Here is a 20,026-nt window from a genome sequence, read left to right on the forward strand (position 1 = left end):
TCACTGCCCCAGGAAACTTCTCAGAACGGGTTCCGGATCAGGCGCCTTCACCAGGCTCTCGCCAATGAGAAAGTTCCATATTCCCGCATCCAGAAGCTCCTCGATTTGAGCCCGTTCATGGATTCCGCTCTCGGCAACGGCCACCTGATGGGATTCGAGAAGGCGGGAGAGCCGCACCGAGGTCCGAATGTCCGTCTTGAAAGTAGTGAGATCCCGGTTGTTGATTCCCACCAGGCGCGCTCCGGCCCGCGTCGCTGTCTCGAGCTCCTTTTCCGAATGGACTTCCACCAGAGCATCTAGGCCCAACTCCCGGCTCAGCTCGATGCATGTTTTGAGCAGATCCGGGGAGAGGGCCCTCACGATGAGCAACACGGCATCCGCGCCCCAAACCACGGCTTCGTAGATCTGGTAGGGAGAAATCACAAAGTCCTTACGCAAAAGAGGAAGATCTACCGCAGCACGCACCTTTTTCAGGTCCTCCGGGCTGCCCATGAAAAACGACTCGTCCGTGAGCACCGAAATGGCTGCAGCTCCCGCCTTTTCGTAGGATCTTGCATACGCCTGCGGATCGAGGTCCGCCCGAATGGCTCCGCGCGACGGGGATCCCCGCTTGATTTCAGCGATAATATTCGTTCCATACGGCCCGGGCGCAGAGAGTCTTTTCAAAAGCGAATGCCGCTCTCTGGGCTTTTGCGCCGCTTCCTTGAGGCGGTCTTCGGGAATCATCCTTCGAGCCGCTTCCACTTCCTCTTTTTTCTTTTCAAGGATCTTGCTCAAAAAATCCTGTGACATTTCAATCTCGCTCTCCGCCTGGTAAGAATGAGGCCATCTGAAGCAAAAAGGGATTCATTGGAATTCTTATTGAGCATTTCAGGCATTTTCGTTGGTATAGCGCACGAGAGCATCGAGCTTGGCACTCGCGGCTCCACTATCAATGGCCGCTTCCGCTTTCTGAATGCCTTCGGGAAAATCGGCCGCCACGCCTGCAGCAATGAGAGCCCCCGCAGCATTCACCACCACCACGTCCCGTTTGGGACCTTTTTCACCTGCCAGAATCCGGCGCGAAATCTCCGCGTTTTCGGCGGCATCGCCCCCTGCGAGATCCTGGGGGCGAGCCTGCCTTCCCAGAAGCTGCTGCGGAGTGATATCGTAGGTTCGAATCATGCCGTCCTTGAGTTCGGAAACCCGGGTGGGGGCACAGACGGTGATTTCATCCAGCCCGTCGTGTCCATGCACCACGAAAGCCCGCCGCGTTCCCAAAAGGCGCAGAGCCTGGGCGAACATTTCTGTCAGTCCGGGAGCATAGACTCCGAGCAACTGGCAGTTGGCGCCGGCGGGGTTCGTGAGCGGCCCCAGCATATTGAAAATGGAACGCACGCCCACCTCCTTCCTGGCCCGGGCCGCATGGCGCATGGCCCCATGAAAGACCGGGGCGAAGAGAAAACCGATCCCGATCTCTTCGATGGCTTCCTCCACAACTTCCGGAGCCACATCCAACCGCACCCCCAGGGCCTCCAGAAGGTCCGCGCTGCCGCACTTGCTGGAAACGGACCGATTGCCGTGTTTTGCGACCGTGACTCCGCAGCCGGCCACCACAAAGGCGGCCGTGGTAGAAATATTGAACGTCCCCGCCCGGTCCCCGCCCGTTCCGCAGGTATCCACCACCGTGTCCGCTGTCGTCTGGATGCGAGTGGCTTTGCGCCGCATGGCCCGGGCCGCTCCAGCCAGTTCCGAAAAGGTCTCGCCCTTGGTGGCCAGAGCGCCCATGAGTGCCCCGATTTGAGCGTCCGTACAGTTGCCGGACATTATTTCCGTCATGACATAAGCCATTTCCGCTTCGTCCAGGTCATGTCTTTGAATGATTTTCTTGAGGCTGTCTTGAAACATTGGCGGTTTGCTCCTTATCGTGTTTTGGTTCGGTTGAGGAAATTGCGAAGCAGCCGTTTTCCTACGGGAGTCATAATGGATTCGGGATGGAATTGAATGCCTTCCGTGGGATGTTCCCGGTGACGGATTCCCATGATTTCACCGTCTTCCGATTCCGCCGTCACCTCCAGACACTCGGGGAAACTCTCGCGTGAAACGGCCAGGGAATGATAGCGCATGGCCTGGAAGGGACTGGCTATTCCTTTGAAAAGGGCCTTGCCGTCCGCCTGCACCGAAGAGACTTTTCCATGCATCAACTGTTTGGCGTGTACCACGCTCCCACCGAAAGCAACCGCGATGGCCTGGTGCCCCAGGCACACTCCCAGAAGGGGTACTTTTCCCGAAAAGGCCTGAATCAAAGCGACGGAAATCCCGGCACCCTCAGGGCGGCAGGGGCCGGGAGAGATCACGATCCCCTCGGGATTCATGGCCCGGATCTCTTCAACGGAAATCCTGTCGTTGCGGTAAACCTGAACGTCCGCTCCCAGCATCTGAAGATACTGGACCAAATTATATGTAAAAGAATCATAATTATCGAGCATTACGATCATGGGGTTCTCCCTTAGAACCTATCCGGAAACCTCCTGTGGACTTTGGCCCTCCCCTTAGTTCCACCTCCAGGGGGGAATTGAAGGGGGTGTCCGCTGCCAAGGAAGTTTTCCGGAATGGCTTTTATATTATGCTTTGAATACGACAACGATCGAGAGGCCTTCGTTGCCTCATTTGTTCTGACAGATCAGTTGCAGCGCCCTCTGAATGGACATGGCCTTATTGATCGTTTCCTGACGCTCCCTCTCGGGATCCGAATCAGCCACGATTCCGGCCCCGGCCCGCACTGTGAGGCGCCCATCCTGTATGCACGCTGTTCGAATGGTGATGGCCAGATCCATGTTCCCCGTGAAGGAAACATATCCGATGGCGCCACCGTAAGCCCCCCTGGGTTCCTTTTCCAGTTCGGCGATGATTTCCATGGCCCGCACTTTGGGGGCTCCCGTAAGAGTCCCCGCCGGAAAGGTCGCCTTGAGCAGGTCCCATGCGTCGGAACCCGTCTTCAGGTCACAGGTGATGTTGGAAACAAGATGCATCACATGGGAATAGCGTTCCACCACCATGAGGTCCGTCACCTGGACCGTTCCAATTTCAGCCACACGGCCCAGGTCGTTTCTCCCGAGATCCACGAGCATCAGATGCTCGGCCCGTTCTTTGGGGTCCTGAAGGAGTTCGTCCGCCAGGGCCCGGTCGTTCTGTTCCGTTTTTCCACGGGGACGCGTACCAGCAATGGGGCGAAGAGTCGCCACACCGTTTTCCAACCGCACCATGGTTTCGGGGGAAGAGCCCACCAGCACCGAATCGCCGAAATGGAGAAAGTACATGTAAGGAGATGGATTGACGTAGCGTTGAGCGCGGTAAAGCAGCCAGGGGTCGGGCGGGGGAGTGCACACAAAAGGCTGAGAGAGCACTGTCTGAATCACATCGCCGTCGGTGATGTATTCTTTGATGCGGCTCACCTGGTTGCGGAAGGATTCGGGCTCTACAATGGGCTCGAGTTTCAGAGGACACTCCTCCATGGCTCGCTCTTCGGGCAAAGGCTTCCTGAGCAGCCCCTGCATGAAGTCGATGGTTTTCAAGGCTGCATCGTAGACCTCTCCCGGGTCCTCGCCGTCGACCATGGCATAGGCCACAAGAGAGAGTGTGTGGCGGATATTGTCGAACACAAACAACTGGTCGGGAATCACGAAATGAGCCAGGAGCGTCTCATCCGAACAACGATTGGGGATTTCTTCGAAGAAGGAAACCGCTTCATAAGTGAGGAAACCCACCATCCCGCCCCAAAAACGGGGAAGCCCGGGAAGGGAAACCGGCCGGTAACCCGACATGAGGGAACGCATGACGGAGAGGGGATCCCCGTGGTGGAGCACTTCACGGCGTGCGCTCCCTTCCTCCACCACCACTTTTTCGCGGTAGACGCGAACGGTACAGCGAGAGGAAAGTCCCAGGAAGCTGTACCGGCCCCAGCGTTCCCCACCTTCCACACTTTCCAGGAGGAAAACCGGCCCCTTGCCGTCATAGATCTTCGCAAGAGCGGAAAGAGGTGTTTCCGTGTCCGCCAGGATGTCCAGACAGACAGGAATGAGGTTTCCCCGCTCGGTCAATTTCAAAAATTCTTTTTTTTCGGGATATAATTTGAGTTTCATATGGCCTCTGCTTTTGACGGCTGATCGTTTGATTCCTGCCCGGTTTCAGGGTACCCCTCCGATGTCTCTCGGAAGGCTCCTTACGAAAACCTCTTTTTCTTCACATTCCTGGAAATCAATCCAGGTTTCCCAGGGGGCGAAAGATTTCAAAAATGGGTTTGATCTGTTGCATCAGGCTTTCAAACTGTTCGGGATAGAGCGATTGAGCCCCGTCACTCAGAGCCTTTTCGGGCTGGTGATGTACTTCCACCATCAATCCGTGACACCCCACGGCAACGGAAGCCCGGCTCAAGGGGATCACCTGGTCGCGGCGTCCGGCTGCGTGGCTCGGATCCACGATGATGGGAAGATGGCTTTCCTTGCGAACCACCGGAATGGCGGAAAGGTCCAAAGTGTTTCGGCTGTGGTGCGCGAAAGTGCGTACTCCCCGCTCACAGAGAATCACGTCGGAATTTCCGCCTTCCATGATGTATTCGGCGGCCATCAGCCATTCTTCTATGGTAGCGGCCATGCCGCGTTTGAGGACGACCGGCTTCCTGGCCCGGCCGGCGCGTCGAAGCAGGCTGAAATTTTGCATGTTCCTCGTGCCGATCTGAATCACATCGGCATATTCTTCCACCAGGTCGAACACATCGTGGTCCATGGCTTCCGTCACAACAGGCATGCCCGTTTCCGCACGGACTTTGGCGAGGATCTTCAAGCCTTCTTCGCCGAGTCCCTGGAATGCATAGGGAGACGTTCTGGGTTTGAAGGCGCCCCCCCTGAAGAGCTCCGCTCCCGCCGCCTTGACCTTGTGAGCGATGGTCAGGGCCTGCTCTTCGCTCTCGATGGCACAGGGGCCGGCGATCATCACCAGGTGGCCGTTGCCGATCTTCACGCCGCCGACATCAATGACCGAATCCTCGGGTTGGGATTCACGACTCACCAGTTTGTACGGATGGGTCACGGGAATGACTTCCTTGACTCCCGGCATACTCAGAAAAGGGCCGGCTTCCACCGGTCCCGGATTGTGCAGCACGCATATGGCCACTCTCTGCCCCCCCGGCATGGGCCGCGCCGTGTATCCCTTTGCCTCTATGACGGATACCACTGCATCGATCTCCGAAGGTGAAGCTTTTTTGTTCATGACGATCAGCATCTTTTGACTCCCCTGCGTTTATGTTTCGTTAACGGCTTGTTTTCTTTTGTCCAGGTCCTGCGGCGCCACCCGGTAAACCTTTGAGTTTTCCAAAATCACAAAAAGAAAGAGGGGATTGTGTGAAGTTCCCACAATCCCCTCTGGAAAAACAAAAAAAGGACTGTGAGCCAGGTGTGGCCCACAGTCCCCATGATCTATTCATTCAGCTGATATTCTGATCAGGCTAGATCTTGACGGCGCACACCTCCCTGCCGGATTTACGCCACCAACGCCAAAAACAGGTTTTCGTGATCAGACATTCAGACATTCATTCAATCCTTTTTAAGTTTTGACATTTTGGATAACTGTAACCAAAACAAATAAAATTTGTCAACCATTTTTTCAATCCCTGGATATTCGATATAGTGCTCCCCGGAGGCGAAAGGGGAGCCCTGCTGAAACCAGGCATCACGGGTCGGAGCAAAATGTTACTGGTAGTTCATTTTGTTCGGGACATCAGGCCCCAATGAGTACTCGATGGTTGTGTTTTGGGTAAAGGGTCAAAAAAATCATACCATAATGGGCGTTCCTTGCTTACTGAACCCAGGCACAGGCCCCCCTGGCAATCTATGGTTCTACTGGAGATTCTCACCTTGTAGGGATTGCCTCTTCAACCATGGGTACTGCAGGTACCATCACCTTTTCTCCCCGATGTTCATCTATCTGATGAAAAAGGATTATGTGGGTTGGGCCTATCTTACGGACGATCCATCCCTCCATGCTGTCTCCTTCCCCTACAAGCCATTCCTCTCCCGTATCGTTGTCAACCAGAACGGCTTTTCTGGAGGGATGTTCGACACTCCGCACTTTGAATTTCCTGCAGTAGGCTGGAGAAGAGAGCGTGAGCATCAGCAGCGTGATCAGGGCCATGAGCTTATACATGGGTTACTCCTTTCTTGAAGGCAGTTGTCTGTGAACGCATTTCGATTTGACTTTCGGCCATTTGGCTCGGCTCGATCGAAGCGAGCCGGCTTGCTCCAAGGGATGAATCGTAGAGAGTCCTTTCAGGACGATCACTGCCCCGTGCACGGACTCTGTCCCGGTTGCGGCGGCGTTGGGAGCAGCGTGTCCCAGGAGCAGGCGCTGCCGGGCGGGAAGATCTGGTAATGATTTCTAAGCGCCCAAAAACCGTCTTTTCCTCTGAATGTTAAAAACATCGGCCACCAGGACACTTCACAGGGTGGGCTCAAACCGTAAGGGGCGCATTCCTCCGGTTTGTAGTACCAATCCGTCTGACGTTTCAAGCTGGGGTAGACCCTGACTGTCCCAAGAAAGCCGCCGTGCCGGCCATGGTCGATACAACCATACGAACTGGTTGGGCTGTTGGAGCATGACGATACGCCGGACCCAAAATAGGCATCGCCAAGGACGAATACGCGGTAAGACCGGCCGGGTCCAAGGGTGACGACACTGAAATGAGCCGGAGGAGGGTATAGAGGAGCATCGGAAGGGAAATACCTGACACCGAGATTGTTCAAGTCGTGAGGGAAGATATCCCACTCATTCGAATCCACTCTCCCGTTTCCATCGGCATCGGCCAGGTTTACAGCAGTTTGGCTTCCTGCGGGGATCCAGGAACCGTTGATACAAACCCAGTCCATATTGTTGAAGATATCGTAGGGGGTCGGTTCGCCGATATCCTTGAATCCCATGGCCACGCCCTCCTGTTCCGCACCGATGACGCCCTTGTAGATTACCTGGATATAGAGGTCCGTGGCCTCCTTCGGTATGATTTGTGGAAGATCGAATACAAGTTCCACAAAGTGGTCGTTCGGGATCGAACGGACTCCGTTTCTCTCGGGAGCGACAATGTTCGGGAGCGGTTCGCTCACAGGAACCCAGGCCGAAACAAAGGGATCGCTTGTGGCAACCCTGTATTTGACAATGAGCTCAATTGTCCCGTCACTCATGACCTCGCCAGCATACGCACTGCTGTTGCGTGCCTTGAGGGTAATCGTTCCGAATCCCCCGAAGTCTCCTGCGGGGTCATTGGGGTTGTAGAGCGCATAGATTCCGTCCGAGCCGGCGGTGATTTCTATCGTCTCGCGGAAAAAATAATCGAGGAGCGCCGCCGAATAGCCTACCGCACGGGGGATAAGCCTCCCCGCATAGTCTTCATACACCTTGTCATCGAGGAGCCAACTATAGCCCCAACAAGTTTGAGGCGGAAGACAATCCCACAACCAATAGCTTGCTGCGGCAACACGATACGGTCTATCTGTCGTTAAGTGATGCAGATAGATTTTATTCTCGATGACGCCATCCTTCTCATCGACCTGTTCCGGATTTCTCCAATCAGTAGAAGGAAAATCGGTATCCGTTAAGTTGGGATGCGGATACTCATGGGTTCTAGTGTCCTCGCTGAAGAAATACGCGTTCGTGTACTCGGCAAGGCCCACAAGACCGTCTGAAGGGCTCCCTCCCGGAACATAGACATCCTGGTCCCATAAAGCGGAGATGGATACCGGCGCCAGGGAATCGGATGTGGAATCGTGGACCGCTCTGTTGAATATGCCGGTATCGACGGGATAGGGACTCTTGTAGTTAAGCTTAGAGTTAAGATCGTCATCCATCTTACCATTGGCCGCTGTCCATGCCTCGTAAGGATCGCCAGAGGGATGCGGGTCATTCCTCACATGTGCGGGAACGGCAGCGTCGGAAACCAAATGCATCAACCGCCCGACTGCCTGAAAAGTGAGCGCCCAATCGGTTTCGGAACCAGTGATAAGAGCCCTGTAGTATGACTTCCTTGCCGCAATCCAGGAAAATCCGTTGTAGGTGTAACCTTCCGGATCATCCGAGCTCTGCGCCCAGACCAGTGATGATATACCCGTGGGAAATAAAGGCATATCCAGCCCCGAGCTATCCCATGACTTCAGCGGGTCGTGGAAATGGTTCAACCAGCGGGCATCGTCATCCTCAAGACTGCCTCCTTCTCTGAACCATATCCAGACTTTCTTACCTTGGAACTCGGTTTCTATGCCAGCCCCAAAGCCAAGCTGACGTTTCATAAACGTATCCAAATTAGATTTGGAGGCAGCAACCTGATTTATGTTGGGATGCACTACATCCACATCATAGGCAAAGGAAAATGGTTGTCTCTGAACAAGAAACAAAAGGCTGACCAGCAAAAGCATCCTAAAACGGCTCTTCATCTCTTCATCCCCTTTCGATCCCTGTTTCCAAATCCTAAGTTGTTGTATTCTTTATCTATCAACTTCATTAGACTATTTAGTTTCTCATCAGGTATACCAACAGGTGGGATGGAATGCAGATTATTCAACCGATCCTCGTATGTTCTTAATCTTGGCAATGAGACTTTTACATGGTCCTTTGCTGGAATTGAATAGAATGGAATATACTCCGGTATGAGACTAGCATTGTTAGGGAAGGCTCCATAACCCGGCTTGAAGATCGTAACGAAGCAATCCTTCTTCCATCTTTGCGGGAACCTGAAAGCCCATGCCCTGTAAGCTCCTATTTTAAATTCGCCGTTTTTGTCCGTCGTGGCATCCCTGGTCTCGACGAATTTGCTTACGAACCCCCCCGGAGTATACATCTCCGTATAGAAGATCATCAGCACGTATGCCCCCTCTATGGGGTCCCCCGTCTCTTTCTCGATCACTTTTCCGGAGTAGGGGCCATACTTGTGGGTTATGGTACAGGGACCGACCGCCGTCAGCACTAACCCTGCCAGAATGATCCAGACAAGCCTCATCTTCGTTTTATGACGCATCGCACGATCTCCTCTCCCCTGCCGGTCCTCCCCCTGCCGTTCAAGGGGGATCTGCTCCATTCCGCTAGAACCGATCCAGTTTCCACAGTCCGTCTTCATCCAATATGAAGTAGATATTGTACGTGATGGTCACCGGCTTACCATCGACGGCATGAACCCGTCTGATCCGATATTTGGCTCTACCGTCTTCGGCACCGATCATCTCGATATCCTGCATGCCGGAGACGAGCCTGGGAAGATTGGCAGCAAGAGCGGTGAAAATCTGCCGATAATCCTCTTTCGACCCCTCCCGGAAATAGCTCAGGGCCTGTTCGATTTCCCCGAGGGCCAGCTTGGACTTCATGCCGCTCCACTTCGCCCGAAGCAGCCCGTCCAGATCAGCCTTGTTGAGCACAACGATTGCGAGGGTATTCGAACACGTCTCACCCTGAGCGTCCGGGGCTTCTGCGGTGAAATGATAGACGCCCTCCGTAGTGATCCTTATCGGGTATTCTTCTTCATTTGTGCTCGAAAGGAATTCAACCGGTCCGGGGCCGGTGTGGGTGAGAGACGGCTCCTGGTGCGCGCCCCTGACGATCAGGGTCGTTTCAAATGGCGATACACCCCAGTAGGCGACGGATTCGATCCTGACGCAATCGGCCGAGGTCTCGGCATTCAGAGTGATCGATGCGCTCAGGCTGTTGCCATTTGCATCAGTTGCAGCGGCCGTAATCGAGTTCTCCCCTTTCTGGAGCGGGACCTCGTTTGCAATGAATTTGCCGTCGTAGATGACGGCCGGAACTCCGTTAACGGTAACTCCGGTCTCGGCGCCTTTCCTGTGAACAATGGTTCCTTCAACGAGCGCCTTGGCGCCTCTCACCGGTTCGCCATCCAAAGGAGAGGTGATCGCCAGTGAAATCGGGCTCACTACCGTGACGGTCACAGAGGCTGTTGCCGTTCCTCCAGGACCCTTGACCGTGATCGTGTAACGGGTGGTCTGGGCAGAAGAGACGCTGACCGAACCCGTCAGAGGAACATTTCCTATGCCTTGGTCGATCGTACAGCTTGCTGCATTCGTCGAATTCCAGCTCAAGGTGGTGGGGTCCCCTCTGTGGATCGTTTCAGGAAAGCCAGAAAGACTAACCTCGGGCACTGGATGTTCCCCCGTGATGGTGAGTGTGATGAAGCTTCCGGGAGGTCCTGCGAGGGTTACAGCCAATTCATTGGTAAGGCTTAAAGGAACCATTCGTTCGATCCATTCGATCTGCTGGTTGAAATCTGAGGGTTTCACGACCGTCTGTCCATTCAAGGCGATGGTGGCGCCGGATGTGCGATTTTCACTTTGATTATCGCCGTTATGGACTTTCAGAACATAACCGGGGCCACTGAAAGGACTGACGAATGTCTTGCTTTCGGTTGCCGGCGTGCCTGCACCGCGTTCAAAACAGGCAGGCCCAAAAACAGTGGACTCCCCTCCCAAGACGGGTTGAATGAAAAAGATCGCAAATAAAGGGATGACGGGCAGACGAAGCAACTTCTTGAGCATGGTTTTTCTCCTCCTGGAACAATTCGGAAAGAAGTCATTGACCTGAATGAACTGAAACCTTTCGTCAGGAAAGGGTACACGGCGAGAGAAGCTTTCTTCATATCGGGATCACTGCACTCGGTTGACGGATTTCACCATAGGGGCAGGGCAGCATAAAAAGGCAGATCGGCCTCGATCCAGAGAGCGTCTCCAGACAAAAACAGCACAAGGCAGGCCGGACGAAAGCGGAAAAAGAGAGTCAGCAAAGATGCTGAATGCAGGACAGCGTGTTGATGAATTTAAATGCGAAAAAAAATGTTGGGGTGGCAACACCCCTCAGACCGACCACATATTGCTCACCAAATGTGCGGCACAGGTCGGAGGTGCTGTGCTCGCCCGGCAACCCTGCTACCCTATCCCCTAAGGACTTAGGTCAGAAGCTTTGCGTCCCGTTCTTTCGAATGGTTTGCCTTTTTCAAACGAGTGAAGAAAATTGATAATTCACGTTTACTATATGAGGCTCTTGAAATCAACTTTCAAGGTCATTCCGGAGGTCGGCGAATAGACTGTTTTTTCTGTTGCCTCCTTTTCTCCAAACATGTTAGAAGGGTGCGATTTACTTAAGCCGCACACCCCCTCAAACCTTTTGGTGCCCGACGAGATGGTTCGCGGGAAGTTCAAAAGGGGGTGGAGGTCACAACCAGAAGGAGATGAATGTGGCAGTAGTGGGTATGAAACAATTGTTGGAAGCGGGTGTTCATTTCGGCCACCAGACACGCCGTTGGAACCCCAAAATGAAACCCTACATCTTTGGTGCGCGCAACGGGATCTATATCATCGACCTGCAGCGTACGGTCAGGCTTTTTCACACGGCTTACCGGTTTGTGTCACAAACCGCGGCGGCCGGAGAAAGCGTACTCTTTGTGGGAACCAAGCAGCAGGCCCGTGATACCATCGCCCAGGAAGCCCAAAGGGCCGGGATGTACTATGTCAATCAACGCTGGCTCGGCGGGATGCTCACCAACTTCAAAACCATCAAGCTGAGAATCGACCGTTTGAAAGAGCTGGATGCGATGGTTGAAGATGGCAGCATCAACCGCTTTCCCAAGATAGAAGTCATCAAGCTGTTGAATGAACGCACCAAGCTGGAAAAGAACCTGGGGGGCATCAAGGAGATGACCCGGCTGCCGGGAGCTCTTTTTGTCGTGGACACTCACAGGGAAAACATCGCTGTTCAGGAGGCCAACCGCCTGGGTATCCCCGTTGTCGCCGTGGTCGATACCAACTGTGATCCGGACATGATCGACTATGTCATTCCCGGCAACGACGATGCCATTCGCGCTATCAGCCTCATGGCATCCAAAATCGCCGACGCATGCATCGATGGCAGACGGGAATTTGCCGAAAAGCAGCAGGCTGAACAGGACAAGGGCATGGAATCCCTGGAAGAGGTTCCAGCAGGTCAAATCCTCAAGGAAGAAGAAAGCGGGCCTGAAGTAGAAATCGTCAGCGAAGAATCCAAAAACGAATAGAAACGATCTCCGATCTTGAGCAACCTGATGGAGACCCCCTCCGGGGTCTCTTTTTCAAGTTTTCGGGTCTCCTGTATGAAATGCATTGTTGATAGATCCTCTCCAATTTTCCTACCAGGCTATGGAAAGATTGTGTGCAGGTAAAAAGGCGGGATTGGGTTCGGAATCTTCATTCAGGGAGGGGACCGCTCAAGTCCCCCTTAACCGATCCGGGCCGCCGCGTGGTGTGAGACTCCTGCCCCACCCACAAATAATGCTGAAGTTATGATGACTTTTACTGCAAACAACTCTCATCCGGGAAAATGTTGAAGATCGTTCAGATCTCGCTCATGGGTTACATAGAATATTCAAGGAGGAATCTCTTGGAAATCACAGCTGGAATGGTCAAGGAACTGAGGGAAAAGACAAACGTCGGTATGATGGACTGCAAGAAGGCGCTCGCGGATACCGGCGGCGACATGGAAAAAGCCATCGACCTGCTTCGCAAGAAGGGTCTGGCCAAGGCCATGAAACGCGCTGGCAAGGAAGCCATGGAAGGGGTGATCCACTCCTACATCCATGGAGGGGGGCGCATAGGAGTCCTCATCGAAGTCAACTGCGAAACGGATTTTGCCGCCAAGAGCGAAGATTTCAATGAATTCGCCAAGAATGTGGCCATGCACATTGCAGCCGCAAACCCCTTGGCCATCGTCGAAGAAGATGTCCCCCAGGATATAGTGGAAAGAGAACGCGCCATTTACCTGGAGCAGGCAAGGGAATCCGGCAAGCCCGAAAATATCCTCGAAAAAATGGTCGAGGGCAAGATGCGCAAATTTTACGAGGAATCCGTTCTCATGAAGCAGGCCTATGTCAAGGACCCCGACAAGACGATTCAGGACTACCTGAACGAACTGGTGGCAAAGATTGGGGAAAAGATCATTATCCGCCGCTTTGCCAGGTATCAGTTGGGCGAATAGTCCGCCGGATGCAACTGCATCATCACAGCGTCGGAAGGAATCCATCGCAGCCCTGTGAATTCTTCTCCCCGCACCGGATGTAAGAAAATTTCAGTGCCCTTCCTCTCATGAGGACGGGCACGGGGAAGAAGTGGACAAAATAAAGCCATAGGGATACAAGAATGAATCAGACGGAAAAACCTCTGTATCAAAGGATTCTTTTGAAACTGAGCGGTGAGGCACTGATGGGAAGAGAACCCTACGGGATCGATTCTCATGTGCTGGGGGAAGTCGCCGAGCAGGTTGGCGAAATTCACGAACTGGGGGTCGAGGTGGCGGTGGTGATTGGAGGGGGAAACATCTTCCGGGGCGTTTCCGGAGCCTCCCGCGGGATGGATCGTTCCACCGCCGATTATATGGGCATGCTCGCTACGGTGATGAACGGTCTGGCATTGCAGCAGGCCCTGGAAAAAGTGGGTATTGCCACACGCGTGCAATCGGCCATTGATATGAAAGAAGTGGCCGAACCCTACATTCGCCGCCGTGCCATACGTCATTTGGAAAAAGGCCGTGTTGTCATTTTCGCAGCGGGAACCGGCCTTCCTTTCTTCACGACAGATACAACCGCAGCCCTTCGAGCCATCGAAATCGGCGCATCCGTTCTGATGAAAGCCACTCGAGTGGACGGCGTCTATCCAACCGACCCTGAAAAAGATCCCTCGGCGGTAAAGTTCGACCGCATCAGTTTTTCTGAAGTACTCCAGAAAAACCTCGGCGTCATGGATGCCACAGCCATATCTCTTGCACGAGACCAGAACATGCGCATCATCGTTTTCAACCTGCTGAAGAAAGGCAACATCAAGAGAGTGATTTTAGGGGACCCCATAGGAACCGTGGTGGAGGGATTTGACCATGTTGAATGATATTTATGCAGATGCCCGGGATCGTATGACTAAGGCTCTGGAAAACCTGGAACAAGAATATAAGAGACTGCGTACAGGTAGAGCATCGGTCTCTCTGGTGGACGGGATTCGTGTGGAATATTACGGAACACCGACCCCCCTCAATCAGCTGGCCACACTGACGGTCCCCGAACCCCGCACCATTACGATTCAGCCATGGGACACTACCGTCATCGCCGAAGTGGAGAAAGCCATCCTGAAATCCGAGTTGGGGCTCACTCCCATGAACGACGGTAAAATCATTCGCATCAACATTCCCGTACTCACAGCCGACCGCCGCAAAGAACTGGTGAAGCTCGCCAAGAAAATGGCCGAAGAGAGCAAAGTGGCGGTTCGCAACATCCGGCGGGATGTGAATGAAATGATCAAGGACCTCAAGAAAGAAAAAGAGATCTCCGAAGATGAAGGGTTCAAGGCTCAGGATGAGACTCAGAAAATAACCGACGAATTCATCAAGAAGGTCGATGAAATTTATAATGCCAAAGAAAAAGAAATTCTGGAAATTTGAGGATGTATCGAATCGATCCCAATAAGCTTCCACGTCATGTGGCAATCATCATGGACGGAAATGGGCGATGGGCGCGGCAGAGACTCCGAAACCGGGTTTTCGGCCATGAGGAGGGAGCCAACTCCGTCAGGGAAGTGGTGCGATGCTGCCGAAAACTGGAAATTCCCTATCTGACTCTCTATGCCTTTTCCAAAGAAAACTGGCAAAGACCACTGACGGAAGTTTCAGCCCTCTGGCACCTTCTCAATCGCTTCCTGGAATCCGAGCTCCCAGAGATGGTAGATAAGGAAATCCGGCTGCGACACATCGGAGACCCCGACGGTATTCCGGAAGAGGTCTTCAAAAAGCTGCAGACCGCTGTGGCGCACACCGCCGGGTTTGACAAGTTGAATCTCAGCCTCGCCATCAATTACGGCGGTCGGCAGGAAATCGTGAGGGCGGCACGACTCTTTGCCATCGATGTTCAGGAAGGCCGCCATCAGCCGGGCGATCTCACCTCCGAACTCTTTTCCAACTATCTCTTCACGGCCCAATACCCCGATCCGGATCTTATCATTCGTACGGGCGGAGAATACCGGGTCAGCAATTTTCTGCTCTGGCAGTTGGCCTATGCGGAACTCTACACCACCGAAATTCTCTGGCCCGATTTTCGCGAGAATCAGTTTATGGAAGCGCTGACCGATTACCAGGGAAGAGAACGCCGCTTTGGAAAAACCGGAGATCAAGTCAAAAGGGAACTCGCAAACTGATCTCGAAAACGTTTCTTTTCCCACGGGCAAGGCGTTGCCTCGCTCGTTTTCTGCAGGATCAAACCCTCTCAGGATTAACTCATGTGGGACTGGCGCCAGTGGAATTCTCATAAACAGCGATTGGTAACGGGATTGTCGATGGCCATCCCCGTGCTCATTCTGCTGGCCTTCGGGCCGTATTGGAGCTGGTGTCTCCTGCTGGGCCTGGCCGCAGGGGTCGGCCTCTGGGAATATCAAAGGATGGTTCTCCCTTCCGAGCTGCCTCAACACTGGAGATTCGGTTATATTCTGCTGGGCCTTGTCTTTCCATCGGCTGCGGCCATGGGAGGTGCGACCGGGCTCCATAGCGCCCTCGTTTTCTGTCTTTTTGCGGGCTTTCTCACTTTGCTCTTCTTTTCTCCCCAGGATTCGCAGGGAATCGCCAAGCTCTCCCGGCTCAGTCTGGGCTGGCTTTACATCCCCTACCTCCTCTCATATGTATTGCTCATCGGACAAGCCGATCAAGGAAGACCCTGGATATTTTTTACACTCATCGTGATCGTCGCAAGTGATGCGGGAGCCTTTTATACAGGGAAACGCCTGGGGCAGCATAAACTCTATGAACGAGTCAGCCCGAAGAAAACCCTGGAGGGATCGGCCGGGGGGCTGCTTGCCAGCCTCCTTTTCGGGACCTTGTTCGGCATTCTTTTCATTGGCACCGCCAGCATCGGGGAATTCCTTTTTCTAAGCGGATTTCTCGCCATCGTCGGGCAACTTGGCGACCTGGTGGAATCCCTGATGAAGAGACTCTACGGCAAGAAGGATTCCAGCAACCTTCTTCCAGGACACGGTGGCCTGCTGGACCGCCTGGACAGCCTTTTTTTTGCTTTTCCCGCCACCTGGTTTTTCCTGCAGTGGCTGGATCAAGGATTACCATAGAAAATCATGAACCAGAAAAATCTGACTATTCTTGGATGTACGGGTTCCATAGGAGTAAGCACTCTAGAGGTTGTTCGGCAATTTCCTGACCGATTCGAGGTAGCCGCGTTGGCTGCCGGACGCAACATCACACTGCTTCGAGAACAAATCGAAGAATTTTGCCCACGTCTGGTTTCAGTCATGGACGAGGAGCTTGCCGATAAACTGAGCCAATCCCTGAGGGATCTCAACACCCCCCCGCAGATCGTATTCGGCCCCGAAGGCTACAAACGGGTAGCGACGATACCCGAAGCCGAAATGCTGGTCTCAGCCATGGTGGGGGCTGCCGGGCTCCTGCCCACTCTGGCGGCCATCGAAGCCGGCAAACATATTGCGCTGGCAAACAAGGAGACTTTGGTCATAGCCGGTGAAATCGTGATGGCCCTTGCCGCCGAGAAGAACGTTCGGATTCTCCCCGTGGACAGTGAACACAGCGCCATTTTTCAGTCTCTCCAGGGAAATCATCGCAGTGCCCTCAAGCGCATTCTCCTCACTGCATCCGGGGGACCTTTTTTCAACAAAGGTGCAGAAGAGCTTGAAAAGGTTACACCCGAAGCAGCACTCTGTCACCCCAACTGGTCCATGGGACGCAAGATCACCATTGATTCCGCCACACTTATGAACAAGGGCCTGGAAGTCATAGAAGCCAGGTGGCTGTTCGACGTTCCAGTGGACCAGATCGCCGTACATATCCATCCCGAGAGCATCATCCATTCCATGGTCGAATACATCGATGGGTCGGTCATTGCTCAATTGGGTATGCCGGACATGAAAATCCCCATCGCCTATGCTCTCTCCTATCCCGACCGCATCCCCGTCCAAGGGCCTCATCTCGACCTCTTCCGTCTGGGAAAACTTACTTTCTATCCGCCGGATATGGAGAAATTTCCATGCCTTCGTCTCGCCTATGATGCGAGCAAGAAGGGTTCCACGCTTCCTGCGGTTTTGAATGCGGCCAATGAGGTGGCAGTTCACTCTTTTCTCGACGGGCAAATAGGCTTTTCCGACATTCCCTATCTCATCGAAACAACTATGAACAAGCATAAGGCCTCGGGCTCCCTCACCCTTGAAAGGATCATCGAGGCGGACCGCTGGGCAAGAGAAGAGGCTGGACGTCTGGCACAAAGCCTCTCGAAGCGTTGATCAGGATCACAAATCGTTGCTGATTTCACTTCCTCTTGAAAATTATGTTATGATTAACTTTCATGACCGACCATGGGTCATCGGCGTTAATTTAAAATAAGGACAGTATCTTGCTGACAGCGATTGTTTCAACGGTTGTCGTTTTGGGTGTGCTGATCTTCGTCCATGAATTGGGCCATTTTCTCGTCGCCAAATGGTCCGGTGTGACCGTACTGCGTTTTTCTCTCGGTTTTGGCCCGAAGCTCATCGGTATCACAAGAGGAGGTACGGAATATCGCCTTTCCCTCATCCCATTGGGGGGCTATGTGAAGATGCTGGGAGAAGGCGCGGAAGATGAAGTGAGCGAAGAAGAAGTCGCTACCAGCTTTTCCGCCCAACCCGTTTTCAAGCGGATTTGCATTGTATTGGCCGGCCCCCTTTCGAATTTTATCCTCGCCATCTTTATTTTCGCCCTGATCTATGCCTTTTCAGGCATTCCGCAGCTTACCCCGGAAATCGGTTCGGTAGCTGCAAACTCCCCTGCGAAAAAGGCAGGCATCCTGGCGGGAGACAAGGTGCTCTCCATCAACGCCAAGCCCATAAAAACATGGGATGATCTCTCGAGCATCATTGAACGATCGGGGGAAAATCCTCTTACCCTGACGATAGAACGCGATCAAAAAATCATGACATTTCAAGTGACTCCCTCTGTAACCGAAGTCAAGAATCTCTTCGGTGAACCGATCAAACGACCGGTCATGGGTGTCACGGCATCCGGCAAAGTCGCCATCGAGAAAGTCAATCCTCTTTACGCCGGGTATTACAGTCTCCTTCAGACATGGAACTTGAGCAAGCTGTTTTTCCTTACTGTCGTGAAAATGGTTGAAGGCGTCATCTCGGTAAAAACTTTGGGCGGCCCCATTCTCATAGCCCAGATGGCGGGGCAGCAGGCCCAGGAAGGTTTCATCAACCTGATCAACTTCATGGCTCTCATCAGTGTCAACTTGGCTGTTTTGAACTTGCTTCCCATTCCTGTTCTGGATGGGGGGCACATCCTGTTTTTCACTCTCGAAGCGATCATGGGGAGACCTCTCAGCGAGAAGAAAATCGAAACCGCACAGAAGATCGGTATGATCATTTTGCTCGTTCTCATGCTTTTCGTCTTTTACAACGATATCATGAGATTGCTCCCCGGCCATAAACCCGATTTCATGCCGTAGGCAGGCATTCAAAACCTTCATCATGAAAATTCTTGCTGCAGATACTTCCACTGCCACAGGCAGTGTCGCGCTATTGGAAGGTCGTCGCGTTATAGCTGAATGGATCCTCCAATCGAACATAACGCATAATCGCCTCCTCTTGAAAAACATCGACTTTGTGCTGCAAAAGGTTGGTTGGACCCTGGATCAGGTGGAAGGCTTTGCTGTGACCACCGGCCCCGGTAGTTTTACAGGTCTCAGGATTGGTCTGACGACTTTAAAGACTCTTGCATGGACATTACAGAAGCCTTATGCAGGAATCCCTTCCCTGGATGCCCTTGCGGCCCCTTTCCGCTTCTCCCGTCTGCCTGTCTGCAGCATTATTGATGCACGCAAAAAAGAAGTCTACTGCGCCTTCTATCAACCCGACGGGAAGGGCTTTCCTCTTCTGAAGGAGAGGCATTTCGTGCTCTCCCCGGAACGTGTTCCCGATCACGTCAAAGGTCCTACAATCTTCTGCGGTGACGGATGGCTCCTCTATCGGGATATTCTCATAGACCTCCTCGGAGACTTTGCGCTGGAAGCTCCTGCTCCTTTCCACGTAATCCGGGCAAGCTTCGTAGCAGAACTGGCTCATGCTAAATTCCAGGCAGGGGAAGCTGAAAACCCCATGGCGAGCGTTCCGCTCTATGTGCGCCCCTCAGAGGCGGAAATACAAAACCCTCACTTAACCACCCGTTCCTCATAGGCATCATGGAAAGAGAAGCATTTTTCAAATTCTTTATCGGAAAGATGAGGATTGCCTGCAGGGGAAAGAAGATCCGCCGGGGCGTCTTGAAAGCCCTGGCTCATCCATTTTTTCCAACCACATTTTTCATGCGGAACGTGATGACACTGACTGAAGAAGCCGGCTGGAAACACTCCCCTCCCCGCCTGCAAAAGGCAAAAATCAGGAGGCTGCTCGAGGAGAGAGGCGCATTCTTCCTTGAAGTCAGGAACTGGATGTCCTTGGCTCCCCAATACCGAAAGCATTTAAAAAAGGAAATCCACATAGAGGATGGAACTCCACCGGATGCGATCTCTTACTGCACTCATTGTGGGGGATGCTGCGAAGTAGCCAGCGGGTTTCCTGATTTCCCTGAGGAAACACTCATTCCCGTCCGCTGGCAGAGGATTTTTGGAGAGGGGCTCGGCAGGGGGCATCGCTTCTGCCCCTTTCTCTGGGAAGAAAAAAGCACCGGCTCAAGCCTGTGTTCCATTCATCCGTGGCGATCCCATCCCTGCAGAGCATTTGAAAAAGAGGAATGTGAGTTTCTGATGAACGATCCCGATTTTAAGAGACTCTCGGACCGTAAATGGGTGGATCGAACATGCCGTCTCTTGTTACGTTTGATTGATGCCGGATGAGATCTTGTCCTGCTGTCTGTTGAACCACAGCAGTCAGCATCATCGAAACACCCCCCTTTAGTCCCCCCTCGAGGGGGGAATTGAAGGGGGGTATTCCAAAGTCCACAGGAGGTTTCC

Annotated in this window: 19 protein-coding genes and 1 riboswitch; of the genes, 10 read left to right on the forward strand and 9 right to left on the reverse strand. The window is 53.2% G+C overall.

From position 1 onward, the window contains the following. From trpC to QMG16_RS11625, 9 genes are all read right to left on the reverse strand, one after another. Entirely contained in the window at window positions 1-792 is a 792-nt protein-coding gene (gene trpC / locus QMG16_RS11585) for an indole-3-glycerol phosphate synthase TrpC (RefSeq protein ID WP_281794364.1), read from the reverse strand. Window positions 793-870: 78 nt separating this feature from the next. Next, window positions 871-1,887, reverse strand: coding sequence for an anthranilate phosphoribosyltransferase (gene trpD, locus QMG16_RS11590; RefSeq protein ID WP_281794366.1), 1,017 nt, complete (start codon window positions 1,885-1,887; stop codon window positions 871-873). A gap of 14 nt (window positions 1,888-1,901) precedes the next feature. Next, the gene (locus QMG16_RS11595; protein ID WP_281794368.1) at window positions 1,902-2,477 is read right to left on the reverse strand and encodes an anthranilate synthase component II; all 576 of its coding nucleotides are present in this window, start codon (window positions 2,475-2,477) and stop codon (window positions 1,902-1,904) included. 168 nt (window positions 2,478-2,645) lie between these two features. Next, window positions 2,646-4,121 carry an anthranilate synthase component I family protein gene (locus QMG16_RS11600; protein WP_281794369.1) on the reverse strand — a complete coding sequence of 492 codons (1,476 nt, stop codon included), beginning with the start codon at window positions 4,119-4,121 and terminating at the stop codon, window positions 2,646-2,648. A 115-nt stretch (window positions 4,122-4,236) separates the two neighbouring features. After that, the gene (aroF, locus tag QMG16_RS11605; protein ID WP_281794370.1) at window positions 4,237-5,259 is read right to left on the reverse strand and encodes a 3-deoxy-7-phosphoheptulonate synthase; all 1,023 of its coding nucleotides are present in this window, start codon (window positions 5,257-5,259) and stop codon (window positions 4,237-4,239) included. A 627-nt stretch (window positions 5,260-5,886) separates the two neighbouring features. Beyond that, window positions 5,887-6,180: a hypothetical protein gene (locus QMG16_RS11610; RefSeq protein WP_281794371.1), complete on the reverse strand. Its 294-nt coding sequence runs from the start codon at window positions 6,178-6,180 to the stop codon at window positions 5,887-5,889. A 131-nt stretch (window positions 6,181-6,311) separates the two neighbouring features. Next, complete coding sequence (locus tag QMG16_RS11615; protein WP_281794372.1) at window positions 6,312-8,453, reverse strand: hypothetical protein; 2,142 nt, start codon at window positions 8,451-8,453, stop codon at window positions 6,312-6,314. After that, window positions 8,450-9,034: a peptidase associated/transthyretin-like domain-containing protein gene (locus QMG16_RS11620; RefSeq protein WP_281794374.1), complete on the reverse strand. Its 585-nt coding sequence runs from the start codon at window positions 9,032-9,034 to the stop codon at window positions 8,450-8,452. The genes QMG16_RS11615 and QMG16_RS11620 overlap by 4 nt, the downstream gene beginning before the upstream one ends. Window positions 9,035-9,098: 64 nt before the next feature. After that, window positions 9,099-10,559 (reverse strand): hypothetical protein, encoded by a 1,461-nt coding sequence (locus QMG16_RS11625; protein ID WP_281794376.1) that lies wholly within the window; start codon window positions 10,557-10,559, stop codon window positions 9,099-9,101. A 374-nt stretch (window positions 10,560-10,933) separates the two neighbouring features. Beyond that, a riboswitch (cyclic di-GMP riboswitch) is annotated at window positions 10,934-11,019 on the reverse strand. Window positions 11,020-11,269: 250 nt separating this feature from the next. Between QMG16_RS11625 and rpsB the strand changes: the two genes are divergently transcribed. From rpsB to QMG16_RS11675, 10 genes are all read left to right on the forward strand, one after another. Continuing rightward, window positions 11,270-12,070: a 30S ribosomal protein S2 gene (gene rpsB, locus QMG16_RS11630; RefSeq protein WP_281797079.1), complete on the forward strand. Its 801-nt coding sequence runs from the start codon at window positions 11,270-11,272 to the stop codon at window positions 12,068-12,070. A gap of 329 nt (window positions 12,071-12,399) precedes the next feature. Next, window positions 12,400-13,026, forward strand: a complete 627-nt coding sequence (gene tsf / locus QMG16_RS11635) for a translation elongation factor Ts (RefSeq protein WP_373878739.1) — start codon at window positions 12,400-12,402, stop codon at window positions 13,024-13,026. A gap of 161 nt (window positions 13,027-13,187) precedes the next feature. Then, on the forward strand, window positions 13,188-13,928 hold the full coding sequence (gene pyrH / locus QMG16_RS11640) for a UMP kinase (protein WP_281794380.1): 741 nt from the start codon (window positions 13,188-13,190) through the stop codon (window positions 13,926-13,928). After that, window positions 13,918-14,475 carry a ribosome recycling factor gene (gene frr / locus QMG16_RS11645; protein WP_281794382.1) on the forward strand — a complete coding sequence of 186 codons (558 nt, stop codon included), beginning with the start codon at window positions 13,918-13,920 and terminating at the stop codon, window positions 14,473-14,475. Before pyrH ends, frr begins: the two co-directional genes overlap by 11 nt. Window positions 14,476-14,477: 2 nt before the next feature. Beyond that, window positions 14,478-15,224: an undecaprenyl pyrophosphate synthase gene (uppS, locus tag QMG16_RS11650; protein WP_281794384.1), complete on the forward strand. Its 747-nt coding sequence runs from the start codon at window positions 14,478-14,480 to the stop codon at window positions 15,222-15,224. An 81-nt stretch (window positions 15,225-15,305) separates the two neighbouring features. Then, window positions 15,306-16,142: a phosphatidate cytidylyltransferase gene (locus QMG16_RS11655; protein ID WP_281794385.1), complete on the forward strand. Its 837-nt coding sequence runs from the start codon at window positions 15,306-15,308 to the stop codon at window positions 16,140-16,142. Window positions 16,143-16,148: 6 nt separating this feature from the next. After that, complete coding sequence (locus QMG16_RS11660) at window positions 16,149-17,324, forward strand: 1-deoxy-D-xylulose-5-phosphate reductoisomerase (protein WP_281794386.1); 1,176 nt, start codon at window positions 16,149-16,151, stop codon at window positions 17,322-17,324. A 110-nt stretch (window positions 17,325-17,434) separates the two neighbouring features. After that, on the forward strand, window positions 17,435-18,523 hold the full coding sequence (gene rseP, locus QMG16_RS11665; protein ID WP_281794387.1) for an RIP metalloprotease RseP: 1,089 nt from the start codon (window positions 17,435-17,437) through the stop codon (window positions 18,521-18,523). A 22-nt stretch (window positions 18,524-18,545) separates the two neighbouring features. Next, complete coding sequence (gene tsaB / locus QMG16_RS11670; protein ID WP_281794388.1) at window positions 18,546-19,250, forward strand: tRNA (adenosine(37)-N6)-threonylcarbamoyltransferase complex dimerization subunit type 1 TsaB; 705 nt, start codon at window positions 18,546-18,548, stop codon at window positions 19,248-19,250. 140 nt (window positions 19,251-19,390) lie between these two features. After that, window positions 19,391-19,909: a YkgJ family cysteine cluster protein gene (locus tag QMG16_RS11675; protein WP_281794391.1), complete on the forward strand. Its 519-nt coding sequence runs from the start codon at window positions 19,391-19,393 to the stop codon at window positions 19,907-19,909. The last annotated feature ends 117 nt before the right edge of the window (window positions 19,910-20,026 follow it).

It is taken from the genome of Desulforhabdus amnigena, assembly GCF_027925305.1.
Classification (GTDB): domain Bacteria; phylum Desulfobacterota; class Syntrophobacteria; order Syntrophobacterales; family Syntrophobacteraceae; genus Desulforhabdus; species Desulforhabdus amnigena.

Excerpts from the sequence above, each read along its gene's own strand:
- trpC (WP_281794364.1), bottom strand. The coding sequence starts at position 792 with ATGTCACAGGATTTTTTGAGCAAGATCCTTGAAAAGAAAAAAGAGGAA.
- trpD (WP_281794366.1), bottom strand. The coding sequence starts at position 1,887 with ATGTTTCAAGACAGCCTCAAGAAAATCATTCAAAGACATGACCTGGAC.
- QMG16_RS11595 (WP_281794368.1), bottom strand. The coding sequence starts at position 2,477 with ATGATCGTAATGCTCGATAATTATGATTCTTTTACATATAATTTGGTC.
- QMG16_RS11600 (WP_281794369.1), bottom strand. The coding sequence starts at position 4,121 with ATGAAACTCAAATTATATCCCGAAAAAAAAGAATTTTTGAAATTGACC.
- aroF (WP_281794370.1), bottom strand. The coding sequence starts at position 5,259 with ATGCTGATCGTCATGAACAAAAAAGCTTCACCTTCGGAGATCGATGCA.
- QMG16_RS11610 (WP_281794371.1), bottom strand. The coding sequence starts at position 6,180 with ATGTATAAGCTCATGGCCCTGATCACGCTGCTGATGCTCACGCTCTCT.
- QMG16_RS11615 (WP_281794372.1), bottom strand. The coding sequence starts at position 8,453 with ATGAAGAGCCGTTTTAGGATGCTTTTGCTGGTCAGCCTTTTGTTTCTT.
- QMG16_RS11620 (WP_281794374.1), bottom strand. The coding sequence starts at position 9,034 with ATGCGTCATAAAACGAAGATGAGGCTTGTCTGGATCATTCTGGCAGGG.
- QMG16_RS11625 (WP_281794376.1), bottom strand. The coding sequence starts at position 10,559 with ATGCTCAAGAAGTTGCTTCGTCTGCCCGTCATCCCTTTATTTGCGATC.
- rpsB (WP_281797079.1), top strand. The coding sequence starts at position 11,270 with ATGAAACAATTGTTGGAAGCGGGTGTTCATTTCGGCCACCAGACACGC.
- tsf (WP_373878739.1), top strand. The coding sequence starts at position 12,400 with ATGGGTTACATAGAATATTCAAGGAGGAATCTCTTGGAAATCACAGCT.
- pyrH (WP_281794380.1), top strand. The coding sequence starts at position 13,188 with ATGAATCAGACGGAAAAACCTCTGTATCAAAGGATTCTTTTGAAACTG.
- frr (WP_281794382.1), top strand. The coding sequence starts at position 13,918 with ATGTTGAATGATATTTATGCAGATGCCCGGGATCGTATGACTAAGGCT.
- uppS (WP_281794384.1), top strand. The coding sequence starts at position 14,478 with ATGTATCGAATCGATCCCAATAAGCTTCCACGTCATGTGGCAATCATC.
- QMG16_RS11655 (WP_281794385.1), top strand. The coding sequence starts at position 15,306 with ATGTGGGACTGGCGCCAGTGGAATTCTCATAAACAGCGATTGGTAACG.
- QMG16_RS11660 (WP_281794386.1), top strand. The coding sequence starts at position 16,149 with ATGAACCAGAAAAATCTGACTATTCTTGGATGTACGGGTTCCATAGGA.
- tsaB (WP_281794388.1), top strand. The coding sequence starts at position 18,546 with ATGAAAATTCTTGCTGCAGATACTTCCACTGCCACAGGCAGTGTCGCG.
- QMG16_RS11675 (WP_281794391.1), top strand. The coding sequence starts at position 19,391 with ATGACACTGACTGAAGAAGCCGGCTGGAAACACTCCCCTCCCCGCCTG.